Annotated in this window: 15 protein-coding genes; 6 read left to right on the top strand and 9 right to left on the bottom strand. The window is 70.5% G+C overall.

Annotation, left to right across the window (positions count from 1 at the left end; genetic code table 11):
- Positions 1-98: 98 nt before the first annotated feature.
- Together AC1DVZ_RS12425 and AC1DVZ_RS12420 are read left to right on the top strand one after the other, a co-directional pair.
- A complete protein-coding gene (locus AC1DVZ_RS12425; RefSeq protein ID WP_477618508.1) occupies positions 99-593 on the top strand; it encodes an RNA polymerase sigma factor in 495 nt (164 codons plus the stop codon).
- Complete coding sequence (locus AC1DVZ_RS12420) at positions 586-1,956, top strand: hypothetical protein (protein WP_477618507.1); 1,371 nt, start codon at positions 586-588, stop codon at positions 1,954-1,956. The genes AC1DVZ_RS12425 and AC1DVZ_RS12420 overlap by 8 nt, the downstream gene beginning before the upstream one ends.
- A 60-nt stretch (positions 1,957-2,016) precedes the next feature.
- Here AC1DVZ_RS12420 and hutU read toward each other — a convergent pair whose 3' ends face one another.
- Both hutU and hutH read right to left on the bottom strand, forming a co-directional pair.
- The gene (gene hutU, locus AC1DVZ_RS12415; RefSeq protein WP_477618506.1) at positions 2,017-3,672 is read right to left on the bottom strand and encodes a urocanate hydratase; all 1,656 of its coding nucleotides are present in this window, start codon (positions 3,670-3,672) and stop codon (positions 2,017-2,019) included.
- A gap of 47 nt (positions 3,673-3,719) precedes the next feature.
- Positions 3,720-5,285 (bottom strand): histidine ammonia-lyase, encoded by a 1,566-nt coding sequence (gene hutH / locus AC1DVZ_RS12410; protein WP_477618505.1) that lies wholly within the window; start codon positions 5,283-5,285, stop codon positions 3,720-3,722.
- A 157-nt stretch (positions 5,286-5,442) separates the two neighbouring features.
- Between hutH and AC1DVZ_RS12405 the strand changes: the two genes are divergently transcribed.
- Genes AC1DVZ_RS12405 through AC1DVZ_RS12395 form a run of 3 tightly spaced genes read left to right on the top strand, consistent with a single transcriptional unit; the run spans position 5,443 to position 8,603 of the window.
- On the top strand, positions 5,443-5,937 hold the full coding sequence (locus AC1DVZ_RS12405; protein WP_477618504.1) for an RNA polymerase sigma factor: 495 nt from the start codon (positions 5,443-5,445) through the stop codon (positions 5,935-5,937).
- Positions 5,930-7,264, top strand: coding sequence for a hypothetical protein (locus tag AC1DVZ_RS12400; RefSeq protein WP_477618503.1), 1,335 nt, complete (start codon positions 5,930-5,932; stop codon positions 7,262-7,264). Before AC1DVZ_RS12405 ends, AC1DVZ_RS12400 begins: the two co-directional genes overlap by 8 nt.
- Positions 7,265-7,310: 46 nt before the next feature.
- Positions 7,311-8,603, top strand: a complete 1,293-nt coding sequence (locus tag AC1DVZ_RS12395) for a hypothetical protein (protein WP_477618502.1) — start codon at positions 7,311-7,313, stop codon at positions 8,601-8,603.
- A gap of 32 nt (positions 8,604-8,635) precedes the next feature.
- Here the strand turns inward: AC1DVZ_RS12395 and AC1DVZ_RS12390 are convergent, their stop codons facing one another.
- Genes AC1DVZ_RS12390 through AC1DVZ_RS12370 form a run of 5 tightly spaced genes read right to left on the bottom strand, consistent with a single transcriptional unit; the run spans position 8,636 to position 13,010 of the window.
- Complete coding sequence (locus AC1DVZ_RS12390) at positions 8,636-10,027, bottom strand: aldehyde dehydrogenase family protein (RefSeq protein ID WP_477618501.1); 1,392 nt, start codon at positions 10,025-10,027, stop codon at positions 8,636-8,638.
- Complete coding sequence (locus AC1DVZ_RS12385) at positions 10,024-10,458, bottom strand: cupin domain-containing protein (protein WP_477618500.1); 435 nt, start codon at positions 10,456-10,458, stop codon at positions 10,024-10,026. Before AC1DVZ_RS12385 ends, AC1DVZ_RS12390 begins: the two co-directional genes overlap by 4 nt.
- On the bottom strand, positions 10,451-11,527 hold the full coding sequence (locus AC1DVZ_RS12380) for an isocitrate/isopropylmalate dehydrogenase family protein (RefSeq protein ID WP_477618499.1): 1,077 nt from the start codon (positions 11,525-11,527) through the stop codon (positions 10,451-10,453). The genes AC1DVZ_RS12385 and AC1DVZ_RS12380 overlap by 8 nt, the downstream gene beginning before the upstream one ends.
- Positions 11,524-11,838 (bottom strand): putative quinol monooxygenase, encoded by a 315-nt coding sequence (locus tag AC1DVZ_RS12375; RefSeq protein ID WP_477618498.1) that lies wholly within the window; start codon positions 11,836-11,838, stop codon positions 11,524-11,526. The genes AC1DVZ_RS12380 and AC1DVZ_RS12375 overlap by 4 nt, the downstream gene beginning before the upstream one ends.
- A complete protein-coding gene (locus tag AC1DVZ_RS12370; RefSeq protein ID WP_477618497.1) occupies positions 11,835-13,010 on the bottom strand; it encodes an Ldh family oxidoreductase in 1,176 nt (391 codons plus the stop codon). Before AC1DVZ_RS12370 ends, AC1DVZ_RS12375 begins: the two co-directional genes overlap by 4 nt.
- A gap of 33 nt (positions 13,011-13,043) precedes the next feature.
- Between AC1DVZ_RS12370 and AC1DVZ_RS12365 the strand changes: the two genes are divergently transcribed.
- Positions 13,044-13,709, top strand: coding sequence for a GntR family transcriptional regulator (locus AC1DVZ_RS12365; protein WP_477618496.1), 666 nt, complete (start codon positions 13,044-13,046; stop codon positions 13,707-13,709).
- Positions 13,710-13,757: 48 nt separating this feature from the next.
- Here AC1DVZ_RS12365 and AC1DVZ_RS12360 read toward each other — a convergent pair whose 3' ends face one another.
- Together AC1DVZ_RS12360 and AC1DVZ_RS12355 are read right to left on the bottom strand one after the other, a co-directional pair.
- Positions 13,758-14,432 carry a response regulator transcription factor gene (locus AC1DVZ_RS12360; RefSeq protein WP_477618495.1) on the bottom strand — a complete coding sequence of 225 codons (675 nt, stop codon included), beginning with the start codon at positions 14,430-14,432 and terminating at the stop codon, positions 13,758-13,760.
- Positions 14,429-16,063 carry a sensor histidine kinase gene (locus AC1DVZ_RS12355; RefSeq protein ID WP_477618494.1) on the bottom strand — a complete coding sequence of 545 codons (1,635 nt, stop codon included), beginning with the start codon at positions 16,061-16,063 and terminating at the stop codon, positions 14,429-14,431. Before AC1DVZ_RS12355 ends, AC1DVZ_RS12360 begins: the two co-directional genes overlap by 4 nt.
- Positions 16,064-16,169: the final 106 nt, after the last annotated feature.

Below are 16,169 nucleotides of genomic sequence, written 5' to 3'. Positions count from 1 at the left end.
CCGAGAAAAGTTGCCGCAGTTCGGGAACCTTCCGGAGGGGCTGTTGGTCGTTGGGTCAGCAGATCCAGACTGGGTCCTGAGGGGACGGAGGTGGCGCCATGGCGGTGACCAGCAAGCTGGCCAACGTGTATGACGCGTCCTACCAACGACTCGTCGCCCAGCTGATGGTTGTCTGTGGCAACCAGGTCGAGGCCGAGGATGCCGTCCAGGAGGCCTTCGTCAGGGCCATCCGGCAGGGATCCCGCTTCGACCAGGTGACCAACCCCGAGGCGTGGCTGCGCACCGTCGCCATCAACACCCAACGCACCCGCTGGCGGCGAAACACGGTCCTGCGCCGACTCATGCCGAAGGTCCCCGGTCCCATGGCCCCCATCGAACCGACTCCCCAGCGGCTCGCCGTCGCCGCCGCACTCGCCGAGCTCAGGCCCGAGTGGCGCACCGTCGTCGTCCTGCACTACTTGGCCGACCAGCCCCTCACCACGATCGCTGCCGAGCTCGGCGTGCCCGTCGGCACCGTGAAGTCACGACTAGCCCGGGCCCGCGAACAGCTCGGCACAGCTCTGCGCACCACGGAGGAGGCCGACCATGTCTGACTTGAGGAACTACGCCGCCGGCCTCGAGCAAGAGATCGTCCCACCCAACTTGGCCGACCTCGAACGAGTTGCCACCCGTCGTGGGCGCTCGCAGGCCACGACCGTTGTCGCCGCAGCAGCCATCGCCGTCGCCGCCATCGCCACCATCCTCCCTGGAGGCTCCGAAGGCCGCACCCTCCCTGCCATCACCCCCAGCCCAAGCACCACACCAACGTCAGCCGACGCCGGTCTCGACGCACTCAGGGCGCTGACGCCGGAACAGGTCTTTGGCCTCGGGGCAGGCCACAAGGCGTCCGCCGATGATGGCCACCCCGCCGTCGTCGACCCGCGCCACGTCTGCGCTCACCCGAGTTCGGGGGTCCTGGTCGCCAACGACTGGCCCGACGCCGTCCCGCTGGACCTCGCCTCCTCCGTCGGAGGACGGTGCCGCACGGTGTGGAAGGTGACCAATGGTGACAGTCAGGTACTCATCCCGATGTCGGACAGAACGAGGTCGGCGATCCCTGTGTACGTCGGCGAGGGCTACTTCGCCGACTGGGGCGGCGAAGGCCGCCCCAGTCGCCTGGTCGACGCGAACGCACTGAAGGTGATCGACCTGAAAGTGGCGACGACATCAGGTCCCCCCGGCCCCGGACGCCACCTCTCGTACTGCCCCGGCGACGAGTTGGGCTGCATCGTGGACGTCCGCGCGGGAACGCTCGAGTATTTCAGCCGCACCTCGCTGCCGCGCTGGCTCGGCGAGCTGACCGAGGGTGGGACGAGAACGCCGCGCGGCTTCACGGTGGCAGGGTTCACGAGCGGCGGCGAGGTCGCCTTTGCCCTTCTGGGCGGGTCCGCAGCCCCTTCTGATCTTGACACTCCGTTGCTGGTGTCCGAGTCGATGCGGGAAGCCGTCCCCCTGACCTGGGGTCCGGAGTTGGCTCCCCGTGCTGGCATCCGCTGGGTGCACTGCCCGAGCGGCCCGTGCACCATCGACGTCTCGACCCGGACATTGCGCCAGATCGACCTTCCCGAGGCTGACTGGGACAGGAACACCGTCGGTGGCTTCTGGGGTCTTGTGACGAGCGGCCCCGGGGTTGTCCCCGTCACCTTCACGGCCGTCTGGGTCGATGCCAGTGGCCGGGAGTCCCGACGTGTCATACCCCTCGCGCAGGGTGGCGAGGGGGTCCGGAACGCGGCGGGAGGGACGACCGCCGCCATGACCTACTACGAGCTCCATCAAAACGGCTCAGCGAGGCTCCACGTGAGCACCGATCGCGGCCGGACCTGGCGCATCCTCACCGTGCCGATCCACGTGGTCGACAACCTCAACACGGACAGCCGGCTCGTGCCCGGCTGGGAGTCCTGGCCAGAAGTCGGCTGACGACACAGGCGAGGGTATGCCGGGTGGTGACCACCCGGCATACCGTGCGTGCGTGCGAGATCAGCTCTCGCGCATGGGGATCCGCACGCCCTGCTCCCGGGCAGTGCGCTCGGCGATGTCGTAGCCGGCGTCGACGTGCCGGATGACGCCCATCGCCGGGTCGTTCGTGAGGACCCGGGCCAGCTTCTGCGCCGCGAGCTCGGTGCCGTCCGCGAGCGAGACCTGTCCGGCGTGCAGGGAACGGCCGATGCCGACGCCGCCCCCGTGGTGGATCGAGACCCACGAGGCACCCGACGAGGTGTTGACCAGGGCGTTGAGCAGGGGCCAGTCGGCGATCGCGTCGGAGCCGTCGAGCATGGCTTCGGTCTCGCGGTAGGGGCTCGCCACCGAACCCGTGTCGAGGTGGTCGCGCCCGATGACGATGGGGGCGCTCACCTCCCCGGTGCGGACCAGCTCGTTGAACGCCAGCCCCGCCTTGTCGCGCTCACCCTGGCCGAGCCAGCAGATGCGGGCCGGCAGGCCCTGGAACGCGATCCGGTCCTGGGCCCCGCGGATCCACTTGTGCAGCCGGTCGTTGTCGGGGAACAGGTCGAGGACCGCCTTGTCGGTCGCCGCGATGTCCTTGGGGTCGCCCGAGAGCGCCACCCAGCGGAAGGGGCCCTTGCCCTCGCAGAACAGCGGCCTGATGTAGGCCGGCACGAAACCGGGGAACTCGAAGGCCCGCTCGTAGCCGCCCTGCCGGGCTTCGTCGCGGATCGAGTTGCCGTAGTCGAAGACCTCGGCCCCGGCGTCCTGGAACTCGACCATCGCCTGGACGTGCTTGGCCATCGACTCGCGGGCGCGGTCGGTGAACTCTTCGGGCTTCTTCTCCGCGTACTCGTGCCAGTCGCCGAGCTCGATCCCCTCGGGGAGGTAGGACAGCGGGTCGTGCGCCGACGTCTGGTCGGTGACGATGTCGATCGGCACCCCGCGACGCAGCAGCTCGGGGAAGATCTCGGCGGCGTTCCCGACCACACCGACCGACCACGCCCGCCGCTCGTTCTTCGCGGCGACGGCCTTGTCGATCGCCTCGTCGAGAGACGAGGCGACCTCGTCTAGGTAGCGGTGCTCGACCCGACGCCGCAGCCGCGACTCGTCGACGTCGACGATGAGGCAGGCGCCCTCGTTCATGGTGACGGCGAGTGGCTGAGCTCCACCCATCCCACCGCAACCGCCCGTGAGGGTGAGGGTGCCGGCGAGCGTTCCGCCGAAGCGCTTCTCGGCGATCGCGGCGAAGGTCTCGTAGGTCCCCTGCACGATGCCCTGGGTCCCGATGTAGATCCAGGAGCCCGCGGTCATCTGCCCGTACATCGTCAGCCCGAGGTGCTCGAGCCGGCGGAACTCGGGCCAGGTCGCCCAGTCGCCGACGAGGTTGGAGTTCGCGATGAGCACGCGCGGGGCCCACTCGTGGGTCTGCATGACGCCGACCGGACGACCGCTCTGCACGAGCATCGTCTCGTCCTGCTTGAGCGTGGTCAGGGTGCGGACCATGGCGTCGAACGACTTCCAGTCACGCGCGGCCCGACCGGTGCCGCCGTAGACCACGAGGTCATCGGGACGCTCGGCGTTCTCGGGGTCGAGGTTGTTCATCAGCATGCGCAGCGGGGCCTCTGCCCCCCAGTGCTGGGCGGTGAGCTGCGAGCCGCGGGGTGAGCGGACGGGGCGGGCGCCTTCCATGTCGTTCTCCTTCAGTGCTTTCCGACGAGTGGGGTATGCCGTGGGTGTCAGTTGAGGGGGCCGGTGACCGACTCTGCAGCGGCGACGGCGGCGCCGCTCGCGACGAGCTGGACGGCCACCTCGATCTCGGGGGCGAGGAAGCGGTCGGTGCCCGGCGCGGGGGCACCGGCGTCGCGGAGCGCCTTGACCACTGCCCCGGTGGCGGCTGCGGGGGTCAGGGGGGCGCGCAGGTCGATGGCGCGGGCGGCGGTGAGCAGCTCGACGGCGAGGACGCGCGTCAGCCCGTCCACCGAGCGCCGCAGCTTGCGGGCAGCGGACCACCCCATCGACACGTGGTCCTCCTGCATCGCCGAGCTCGGGATCGAGTCGACCGAGGCGGGCACAGCCAGGCGCTTCATCTCAGAGACGATCGCGGCCTGCGTGTACTGCGCGATCATGTGGCCACTGTCGACGCCGGGGTCGTCCGCGAGGAAGGCGTTGAGCCCGTGGTTGCGTGAGACGTCGAGGAACCGGTCGGTGCGCCGCTCCGAGATCGAGGCCAGGTCGGCGGCGACGATCGCGAGGAAGTCGAGGACGTACGCCACCGGCGCCCCGTGGAAGTTGCCGTTGGACTCGACCCGGCCGTCCGGCGTGACGACGGGGTTGTCGACCGCGGAGGCGAGCTCGAAGCCCGCGACCGTCGCGGCATACTCCACGGTGTCGCGGACCGCGCCGGCCACCTGCGGTGAGCAGCGCAGCGAGTAGGCGTCCTGGACCCGCGTGCAGGCTTCGGGGTCGCGGTGGCTGTCGCGGATCCCACTGTCCTGCATGAGCTTTCGCAGATTGGCGGCGGAGAGGGCCTGGCCCGGCTGCGGGCGCAGGGCGTGGAGGTCCGCGGCGAAGACGTCGTCGGTGCCGAGCTGGCCCTCGACGCTCATCGCGGCCGAGATGTCGGCCGTCTTCAGCAGCGAGCGCAGGTCGGTGATCGCGAGCACCAGCATGCCGAGCATGCCGTCGGTGCCGTTGATGAGGGCCAGGCCCTCCTTCTCGCGCAGCTCGACCGGCGTGATGCCGGCGGCCGCGAACGCCGTGGCCGTCGCCATCCTCTCGCCGTCTGCGTCACGCACGACGCCTTCACCCATGAGGGCGAGCGCGCAGTGGGACAGCGGTGCGAGGTCGCCCGAGCAGCCCAGCGAGCCGTACTCGTGGACGACCGGCGTGATGCCCGCGTTGAGCATCGCGACGTAGGTCTGCAGGGTCGCCTCGCGGATGCCGGTGCGCCCGGTCGCGAGCGTGGAGATGCGCAGCAGCATGAGCGCACGGACCACCTCGCGCTCGACCTCGGCGCCCGAGCCGGCCGCGTGCGACCGCACCAGTGAGCGCTGGAGCTGGGCCCGCAGCTCGACCGGGATGTGCCGCGTCGCCAGCGCACCGAACCCGGTGGAGACGCCGTAGTGCGCGACCGAGTCGTCGGCGAGCGCCTCGATCACGGCGCGGGTGCGGCGCACCTCCGCCAACGAGTCGGGGGAGATCTCGACCTTCGCGTCGTGGCGCGCGACGGCGACGACGTCGTCGAACGAAACAGGCCCGGTCCCGACGGTGACCGTCGGCGCTGAGGTGGCAGTGGTGGTCATGCCTCCATTGCAGCGGAGGTATGCCGCCTGCGCGCCCCGCGCAGGCGGCATACCGTCTCGGATGCGAGACGATTGGAGACCGACCCTGAACCGATCTCGGACCTGAGGCATCTAGGTGGTGTCACCATGGTGGAACCGCACGGGAGGGTGGGCTCGCATGGAGGTCAGCAGCGCGGTGAGCCAGGTGTTCGACGCGTCGTACGCGCGGCTCGTCGCCCAGCTCTTCGCCGTCTGTGGCGACCAGGCCACCGCCGAGGACGCCGTCCAGGAAGCCTTCGTGAGGGCCATCTCTGCTGGCTCTCGCTGGGCACAGGTCGAGCATCCGGAGGCCTGGCTGCGCACGGTGGCGCTCAACGAGATCCGGGGCGGCTGGCGCCACGGTGGCGTCCTGCGCAGGATCATGCCGCGCATCCCCGGCCCGTCCCAGACTGTCGAGCTGACCCCCGACCACGTGGCCGTCGTCAACGCGCTCGGAAGGCTCAAGCCCGACCTGCGGCGAGTGGTGGCGTTGCACTACATCGCCGACCTCTCGATCACGGCTGTGGCCCACGAGCTAGGCATCCCCGAGGGCACCGTGAAATCGAGGCTGGCCCGCGCCCGTGAGCTGATGGCACCGGGCCTGACCGAGACCGAAGGTGTCGGTCATGTCTGATCTGCGCGAGTTCGGCGTCGAGTTCGCCGCCCGCGTCCGGGCACCCGACCTGGCTGGGCTGGCTGGGGTCGCCCAACGACGACGCACGGTCAGGTTCGCCACTTTCGCCGCCACGGGAGTCGTGGCGGTGCTGACCATCTCGGTGCTGGCCGGCGGCGGCCCCGAGCGTGCGGCCGAGACTCCCGCCAGGACGCCCAGCACCACCATCGGGAGCGAGGCGCAGAACTGGACTGCCGCTGACATCATCTCTCCGTCGGAGCGCAACGCCGAGGCCTTCGAAGCCGACGACGGCACCGGTGCTCGCCTCGTCAGGTGGGAGCGGTGCGGCAGCACCTGCGCCCAGGCGTACGAGTACACCGCCCCCGACGGACGACGCCTGCGTTTCGCGGTCGGTGGGAAAAGCCATCGGGACGACCCGGACACCCATCCCGAGTACCTCGGCAACGGCGACTTCTACGTTCCCGGGTGCGTCGCGTGCGCTCAGGTGAACACGTCGGTGCTCCTCTCGGCCGGCGCCCCGCAGCCGGTGAAGTTGCAGCGCTCCGGTCCGCCCGCCGGGCCGCGGCCGGGCCTGCGGATCGTCGACTGCGGCACCATCCCGGCGCCCTGCGTCCTCGACGTCGCGGCCCGGAGCCTTGCGCCTCTCTACCGCGAGACCCTGCCGGCCTGGGTGAAGCAGGCGCTCGGGAAGAGTCCCCCTTCCGGCTACCTTTCCCGCTACAAGCTGCAGGACGTGGAAGACGTTGGCAACGGCCTGGTCTTCCTCCCCAGCGGTGTCGCACTGGGCACCGAGGGCGCCCCGACACCTCCCCTGCTGATCGCGGGCGAGGAGATCAGGGAACTGACCTTCGCGCCGCCGACGGCACAACCCGTGCCGGGCACCGACTGGGTGTACGCCTTGGGTGATTGTCCGTGCGTGCTCGACACCGAGGCGGCGACGCTCACCCCGATCCAGTTGCCCGTGGACGGCGTCCGGTCGTGGGCACACTCGACGCAGGGTGGGTTCTGGGGACTCAACGCCCCGCGCACGGCCCAGTGGATCGGCGCAGACGGCGTGCTGAAGAGCCACGACCTGGGAGTGACCGAGGCAAGTCACTGGGCCCGGCTCGCCGACGGAGGGGCCCAGGGGGAGATGGCCTTCTACGACATCCCCGCCGAGTACTACGACCCTCCAGTCGACGGCACTGAACGAGCCACCGTCAGGCTGATCATCAGTACCGACAAGGGAAAGACGTGGCAGGTGCGCACCGCACCCGCCTCAGCCCGGGGCGAGGTCGATGCCAGCCGCCTGGCGAAGGACTGGCAGACCTGGCCAAAGGCTCGATGATGGTCCTGGTGGCGCAGCGCCGTTGCCCCGACGGACGCGACCGGTCATGACAGACCTGCGCGAGTTCGGCGTCGAGTTCGCGGCCCGAGTCCGGGCACCCGACCTCGTCGAGCTCGCTGCCGTCGCCCAGCGCCGACGCGCCGCGAGGTTCGCGACCGTGGCCGGGGTTGCCGTCGCGGCACTGGTGGTTGCCCTCGTGGCGTCCGCCGTCCAATCAGACCGTGCCCCGGACCCACCGGCCAAGACGCCGAACACTCCGGTCCGGAGCGGGCCGTGGAGCTGGACGGCCGATCAGATCATCGGCTCGCCGACAAGCGTGGACACCTATGAGGCCGACGACGGCGTGGATGCGCGCGTCGTCGGGTCGGAGCGCTGCGACAGCACCTGCGGCCAGGCGTATGAGTACACCGCACCCGGAGGACGACGCCTGCGTTTCGCGCTCGGTGGCGCGAGCCGCGACATTCCGCGCTACCTCGGACACGGCGTCTTCTACCTCCCCGGGTGCTTGCGGTGCTCCCAGGTCAACACGTCGCTGCTCCTCTCGCCCGGGGCGGCACAGCCTGTGAGGTTGAGGATCTGGGGGTCCGCCCCGGAACCACGACCGGGCCTGCGGATCGTCAGCTGCGGGACCATCCCTGCGCCCTGTGTCCTCGACGTGACCGCTCCAAGCCTTGCCCCTCTGGACCGGGAGGTCCTGCCAGCCTGGGTGCAACAGGTGCTCGACCGAGTTCCCGGGGCCGCAGAGGAGCTCGGTGTGGACGATCTGGGCCACGGGCTCGCCTTCCTCGCCCACGGAATCGGCCTCGGCCTCGACGGGGCCCGAACTCCTCCGCTGCTCATCTCCGGCGGGGTGATCCGCGACGTGACCACCGAACGCGGGAGTGCACCGCCCGACCCGGGCACCAACTGGGTGGACGCCTTGCCAAGCACTCTCTTCCGGGGCTGCCCGTGCTTGCTCGACGTCGCAGCTGCCACACTCACCCCCATCGCCCTGCCCGACGGGGTCGACTCGTGGGCGCACTCGACGCAGGGTGGGTTCTGGGGCATCACTGGCGTGAGCACAGCTCGGTGGATCGGCGCCGACGGCGCGCTGAGGAGTCATGACCTGGGCGTGCTCGAGGCAACGCACTGGACTCAGCTCGCCGACGGCGGGACCCATGGCGAGATGGCGTTCTACGTCGTGCCGAGCGGCGACCCTGGACAGCCGGGAGCCAGGCTGATCATCAGCACCGACAGAGGGAAGTCGTGGCAGGTGCGCACCGCACCAGCCTCGGCCCGGTCAGACGTCGAGGCCGCACGCCTCGCGAAGGACTGGCAGACCTGGCCCAAGGCTCGATGACGCGCTTCGAGGCGCGAAGGCGACTCGATGGGTCAGGCGGACACCCAGTAGGTGCGCTGGTTGGTGAACTCGAGAATGCCCGCGTCGGCCAGCTCGCGGCCGTAGCCGCTGCGCTTGGTGCCGCCGAAGGGGACCCGGGGGTCTGAGGCGACGACGGCGTTGACGAACGCGGCGCCCGACGTGATCTGTCGCGCCACCGCTACCGCCCGCTCCGTGGAGCGGCTCCAGACGCTGAGGCCCAGTCCGTAAGGCGTCGCGTTGGCGAGCCGGATCGCGTCCGCCTCGTCGGAGGCCACCGCGACCGCCGCGACCGGACCGAAGGTCTCCTCGTCGAAGGCCGGCATCCCCGGGCCCGCGTCGAGCAGGACGGTCGGCGCGTAGAAGGAGCCCGCACCGTCGACGCTGTGTCCACCGGCGGCGAGGGTTGCCCCTGCGGCCACCGACAGGTCCACCTGTCGCTGCAGGGCGTCGCGCAGGTCGGCCCGGGCAAGCGGCCCCACCGTCGTGGCCGGGTCGGTGGGGTCGCCGACGACGAGGGCCCGGACACCGTCGAGGAACAACCGGGTGAACTCCTCGGCGACCGGCTCCTCGACGATGAACCGTTTCGCGCAGACACAGCTCTGGCCCGAGTTGGTGAACCGGGCACCGACGGCAGCCGCCGCCGCGGCAGGCACGTCGGCGTCGGCGAGGACAACGAAGGCGTCCGACCCGCCGAGCTCGAGGACCGACCTCTTGGAGGCGCGACCAGCGGCCGCCCCGACCATCTCGCCGGCGCGGTTGCTGCCGGTCAGGGTGACGGCCGCGATGCGGTCGTCCGCGATGAGCCGACTCACTGTCGCGGGCACGTCCTCCTCGGCCACGACCAGGGTGGTGAAGAGGTCACGTGGGAAGCCGGCGTGGACGAAGGCCTCCGCGAGCGCGAGGGCCGACCCCGTGACGTTGGGCGAGTGCTTCAGCAGCACCCCGTTGCCAGCAGCCAGCGTCGGGATGGCGAACCGCATGACCTGCCAGACCGGGAAGTTCCATGGCATCACGGCCAGCACCAGCCCGAGGGGCTCCGGTGACACGAAGGCTGAAACCCCTGCGGGAGAGTCGATCTCGACGTGGCGGGGCGCGAGGATCGAGGCCGCGTGACTCGCGTAGTAGTCGGCGGTGACCGCCGACTTCTCGACTTCTCCGCGGGCCTGGGCCAGGGGCTTGCCCATCTCGGAGGTGACCAGTGCGGCATACCGCTCGGCATCGGCGCGGAGGTGGGCCGCGAGCGGGACGAGCAGCGCCGCGCGGTCCGCCACGGCGACCCGACCCCWGGCGCTGGCTGCGGCCGCACCCTCTGCCAACGCCTTCTCGATGTCGTCGGGACCCATGGCCTCGTAGCCCGCGAGGACACGTCCGTCGGCGGGGTTGACGGTGGTGATGGTGCTCATGGCGTGCTCAAGCCGCCTCGGTCGCTCTCGGACAGGTGCTCGAACGTCTCACCGGTCGCGGTGATGGTCCGGGTCACGTCGCGTCCGCCGTACACCCAGTAGATCCGCATCGGCCCGGCTCCGCGGTTGTAGAAGCGGTGCGGGATGCCAGCCGGCACCCAGGTGGCCTCGCCCGCGACGAGGTCGAACCGCTCCTCACCGATCTCTGCGACGGCCTCGCCCTCGAGGACCAGGACGGACTCCTCGACGTTGTGGCTGTGCAGCGGCAGTCCTGTGCCAGGTTGGAACTGGGTCTGCCCGGTCGTGACCCGGTTGGACTCGCAGTTCCACTTCCCGACGTACGGGATCGTCACCACGCCGTTGCCGCGGTCGAAGGGCCGCACCTGGTCGGGACGGATGAGCAGGTTGGGGGCGAGGGGTTGGTCAGGCATGGGAGAGCTCCTGGGTCAGGTTGCCGATGAGGGCGCTGGTGAAGTCGGCAGTGCCGAGGGTGCCGTCGAGGTCGCGCGTGCGGGTGGCGGGGTCGGCGATCGTGGCGGCGACCGCAGCGTCGAGCAGTCCCCCGGCCTCACAGAGCTCCGGCCTGCCGGAGCGCATTCCGTGCCAGTCCAGCAGCATGCCCGCCGACAGGATCAGCGAGGTGGGGTTGGCGACGCCCTGTCCGGCGATGTCGGGGGCCGACCCGTGCTGGGCCTGCGCCACGCAGATCTCGTCCCCGGCATTGACGGCCCCACCGAGGCCGAGGCTGCCGCACAGCTCCGAGGCCTCGTCGCTGAGGATGTCGCCGAACATGTTCGTGGTCACGAGGACGTCGAACGACCCGGGGTCGCGGATCAGCCTGGCGGCAGCGGCGTCGACGATGAGCTCGCGCAGCTCGACGTCGGGGAAGTCGGACGCGACTTCCCGCACCGCACGCAGGAACAGCCCGTCCGACAGCTTCAGGACGTTCGCCTTGTGGACCGCGGTCACGTGTCCACGGCGGGTGCGCGCCAGCTCGAACGCCGCGCGAGCCACCCGTCGCGACGCCGACGCCGTGACCTTGCGGATCGAGAACGCGGAGTCCTCGTCGGGCATGAACTCGCCGCTGCCGGCATACATGCTGCGGTCCGAGTAGAAGCCCTCGGTGTTCTCGCGCACGATGACCAGATCCATTGGGGTGCGGAGCACGCTCAGGCCGTCCACCGAGCGGCACGGACGGATGTTGGCGTACAACGCGAACCGGGTCCGCAGCTCGGCGGAGGGGTTGAGGCCACCCCGGTCCCGAGCCGGGTACTCGTAGTGCGAGACCGGGCCCAGGAGTGTGCCGTCGACCTCGGGCACCCAGTGCAGGACGTCGTCCGGCAGGGTCGTGCCGGCCGTCTCCAGCGAGGTCAGTCCGATGTCACGGCGCTCCAGCTCGAGCCCGAGACCCAGCCGGTCGTCGAGGGCGCGCAGCACCTCCACCGTGGCAGCGGTGATCTCCGGGCCGATGCCGTCGCCGGGCAGCACGAGGATCCTCACAGCCCGCTCCCTGAGTGGTGGAACCGTTGCGAGGCAAGGGTGTTCACCTGGCTGCCCGGCACCACGCACCGGGCCGCCGCCGCACGCCAGTCCGCGAAGTGCTGCGTCGCGCGATGAGCGGCCACCGCGTCGTCGTCGGCGTACAGCTCGTAGAAGACGAAGTGGTGGTCGTCGGTGACGTCCTGGGCGACGTCGAAGTAGAGGCACCCCGGCTCGTCGGTGAAGGAGCGCTGGGCGTTCTCGCCGATGGCCGCGACGAACTCGTCGAGCCTGCCGGGGACGACGTCCAGGGAGACGACGAGGGCGATCATGCGGGGACCTCCGGTCCGTTCGTGGCGAGCGGGTTCGCGGCAAGGGGAACAGGGAGGGCGACGTGCGCCTCCCGGCCCAGGGCGGCGAGGGCTTCGGTCGTGGTGTCGGCCAGGGGTATGCCGTCGGCGGACAGCCGGCGCCGGTTGCGGTCCTCGAGCTCGCCGGGGACCAGGATCTCGTCGGCCCAGGTCGCGAGCGCGCCACCACGCGTCTGGTCGACCAACGCCTCGATACGGGCCGAGAACTCGGTCGGGTCGGACACGGCGGCCACGTCGATGGTGATGAGGAGGTGCCCGGCGCCGCTGCGACGCTCCGGATCGTAGGGACCCGCGACGCCGTCACCGAACGCGCTGCCCGTGAGCACCCCTGCCAGCACGTCCATCATGAACGAGATGACATAGCCCTTGGGTCCGGCCATCGGCAGGATCAACCCTGCGATCGCCGCTGCCGGGTCGGTCGTGGGGGTGCCATCGGCACTGGCCGCCCAGCCGTCCGGGATCTCGTCGCCCCGCTCGGCGGCGAGGTAGACCTTGCCGCGGGCCACCGCCGTGTTGGCCAGGTCCATGACGACCACGCCGTGGCGACCTGCCGGGGCCGCGATGGACCAGGGGTTCGTGCCGATGCTCTTCGCGGTCCCGCCCCAGGGGGCCATCGCGGGGCTGGCGTTCGTGGCGAGCAGCGCGACGCAGCCCGCCTCGGCCGCCTGCCGGGTGAAGTAGGCCGCCGTTCCGAAGTGGCCGGAGTTGCGCACCGCGACCCCGCTGATGCCGTGGGTCCGGGCGCGCTCGATCCCCAGCTCGACCGCCCGCTGCGTGATCACCTGACCGATGCCGTGCCGCCCGTCCAGGACGACCATGGCGCCGCTTTCGCGCGCCACGTGGGGGGCGGTGAGCCTCTCCATCGCACCGGAGCGCAGTCGGGCGAGGTACCACGGCAGGCGGAGCATGCCGTGCGAGGCGTGGCCCCACAGCTCCGCAGTGACCAGGGAGTCGGCCAGCAGCGCGGCGTCTCGTTCGGGCACTCCCTCGGCCAGCAGGAGGCGGGTCGCGAAGTCGGCAAGGTCCGGGGCCGCGAAGATGGCCCCACGAGGGGCGGGGCCTACGGCGGCCTCTGACGGTGTCACGTGGCGCTCCTCGGTTCGGACTGTGCAAGACTGGGTGAAGGAAAGCATACTTGTATACAAGTGTGCAAGATGGGAGACCAGATGGTGGATCGTCCACGCCGGGCATCAGGCGGACAGCTCGTCTACACCGAGCTGCGCCGTCAGATCCTCGACCTCGAGCTGAAACCCGGGCAGCGCCTCTATGAGCCCGAGCTGGCCACCCGGATGCAGGTGAGCCGGACCCCCCTGCGCGAGGCGCTGCGGCTGCTGCTCGCCGAGGACCTTCTCGACCAGCTGCCGACCGGTGGGATGGTGGTGCGCCAGCTGAGCGCGCGCGAGATCGAGGAGCTCTACTCGGTGCGCGGCGCCCTGGAGGGCTTGATGGCCGCCGAGGCCGCGACCCGTCTCGACGACGAGGGCGCAGCCACGTTGCGTCGGCTGGTGGACCGCAACGAGAAGCTCGTCGACCTGCCGACCGACGCCATGAACGCCGGGCACGACTTCCACCTGGCCATCGCCGAGATCGCCGGGCACGAGTGGGCAACCCGGCTGCACTCCCAGGTCGACGGGCAGATGGCGCGCTACCGCGCTTTCACCAACCAGTCCCAGGAACGTCGGACCGCCGCCCTGCGGGAGCACCAGGACATCCTCGAAGCCCTGGTGGCCCGCGACCCCGCCCGCGCCCACGCCGTGGCGCAGGCGCACGTACTGGCGGCCCGTGACACCGCGCTCAGCGCCATCTCCGACCGCCTCGCCCAGTCCGGCTGAGCTGCCGGCCGGGCGAACCCGGCCGGCGAATCCGGTCAGCGAATCCGGTCAGCGAATCCGGTAGCGACGCTCTGGCCTCCCGGCCGCGCCGTACCTCGGACGCATCTCCGCCGTCCCGACCGACACGAGGTGCTCGAGGTAGCGCCGGGTGCTGCTGCGTGACAGTCCGGTCGACTCGGCACACTCGGTCGCCGACAACCCGTCCTCGTCGGCCGCCTCGAGTGCGTGGAGCACCAGGTCCGTCGTCTCCGGGCTGATGCCCTTGGGTGACACCCCGACCACGCGCGCCCCGCTCGCGCGGAACACCCGGTCGACGTCGTCCTGACCCGCCTCGGTGAGCTCGGCGAGCTCAGCCCGGTGCACGGCATACTCACCGAGTCGTTGCTGGAGGGACTCGATCTCGAAGGGTTTGACGAGGTACTGGAACACCCCGCCCCGTAGGGCGGTTCGCAACGTGTCGAGGTCGCGCGCGGCGCTGATCACGATGACGTCGACGTCCTCGCCGCTTCCCTCGCGCAGGCGCGCCAGCACCTCGAGCCCGGTCATGTCGGGGAGGTAGATGTCGAGCAGAACCAGGTCGGGCCGGGTCACCTCGACCGCCCGCAGCGCGTCGGTGCCCGTGCTGGCAATGCCCGCGACCTCGAAACCCGGCTGCCGTGCCACGACGCTGGAGTGCAGTCGCGCCACCATGAAGTCGTCATCGACGACCAGCACCTTGATCACGACGCCCGCTGGTGCATCAGGACCGGCAGGGTGGCGACGAAGACCGCGCCCTCGTCGTTGCCCACCACGATGTCGCCGCCCCTGTTGCGACAGATCACCCGGACGATCGCGAGCCCGATGCCACGCTCCTGCGCCGTCGTCGTGGACTTGGTGCTGAAACCCCGGGTGAAGACCATCTCGCCGATCGTGGAGTCGACCCCTGGGCCGCTGTCGCGCACGGTGACCGTCATGGCCTCGCCGGTGTGCGACAGGGCAACCCGCACCACGGGATCGGCGCCACCGGCGGCTGCATCGAACGCGTTGTCGATGAGGTTTCCCATGACGGTGTTGACGTCCGCCGCGAGCGCATCGTCGAGCGTGGGCACGCTGCTGGTGGGGTCGACCACCAGCTCCACCCCTCGCTCCGCGGCCTGGCTCGCCTTGGCGATGAGCAGGGCAGCAACTGCTGGATCCTGCACGTGCGCAGCGACATTCGTCGTCAGCGTGGTGGAGTCGTCGGTGATCTGCCTGATGTAGCTTCGCACCCCGTCGAACTCCTCCAACGCGATCAGACCGCTGACGACGTGCATCCGGTTGCTGAACTCGTGGGCCTGGGCCCGCAACGTGTCGGTGGTGCTCTTGGTCAGGTCGAGCTCACGCTGGAGCTCGAGCATCTCGGTGCGGTCGCGCATGGTGGCCACCCAGCCGATGTGCCTGCCCCGGCTGGTGACCGGCATCCGGTTCACCGTGAGCACCCGGCCGCGGACCGGCATGACGTGGTCGGTCAGCTCCGTCCCCTCGTCGAAGATCAGGTCCGCCCGTCCCGTGTCGTCCACCTCCGAGAGCGTCCGACCACCAGACGTGAGGGGTATGCCGAGCAGGTGCGCCGCTTCGTCGTTGACCATGGTGATGCGGTGGTCGAGGTCGACCGCGAGCACGCCTTCCTTGATGCCGTGCAGGAGGGCTTCGCGCTGCTCCACCAGCCCGGCGATCTCCCGTGGTTCGAGCCCCAGGGTCTGGCGTTTGACGCGCCCGGCGAGGAGCAGCGAGCCCACCACCCCGAGCAGGCTCGCGATCCCGAGGTAGGTCAGCAGGTTGGGCAGGGCGGTCTCGAAGTTGTCGAGGATCGACGGATAGGCGCGCACGACCGCCACCACACCGTCGGTCTCACGGGTGTCGACGTTGATGATCGGGGCCATGGCCATGGCCGCTCCCGTGCCCTCCTGCGCACCGACCCACGAGCGCCCTCCGAAGGCGTCGGTCTGCTGCAGGTACGAGGCTTTTCGCGGCAGGGCGTCGCTCGAGGCGATGACCCGGCCATCCCTCAGGGCGAGCAGCACCGTCGTCGAGCTCGAGAACGTGCGCCCCGACTCCACCACCGACTGGGCCTGGCCCAGGAAGTCCTCGCCGCCCGATGCCGCCGCCTCCCGCACTCCAGCGGTGACCGCGAGACGTTCCGCCACGGCAAGGGCCCGGCTTCCCTCGGTCTCGCGGGCGCGGGCGTCGGACTGGGCCAGGGAGACTGCCGCCACTCCGACGAGGACGACGCACACGATGGCCAGCTGCATCGCCAGCATCCGGCTGGCGAGAGTCCAGCGGCGCCGCCAGGGCCACCGCCGACGTGCCACCCACGCGCGCCATCGAACGTCCACGGGTCGATTGTGTCTGGGGCGCCCCCGTCCGACCAGCACCGCGTGAGCACAAAGGACAAAACAGAGTTTGCGCACCTAACCGTGACACCGAGGTCGCGGCCCGGCA

The sequence above is a fragment of the Pedococcus sp. P2_E5 genome, assembly GCF_056403895.1.
This window is presented reverse-complemented; position numbering and strand designations above follow the sequence as displayed.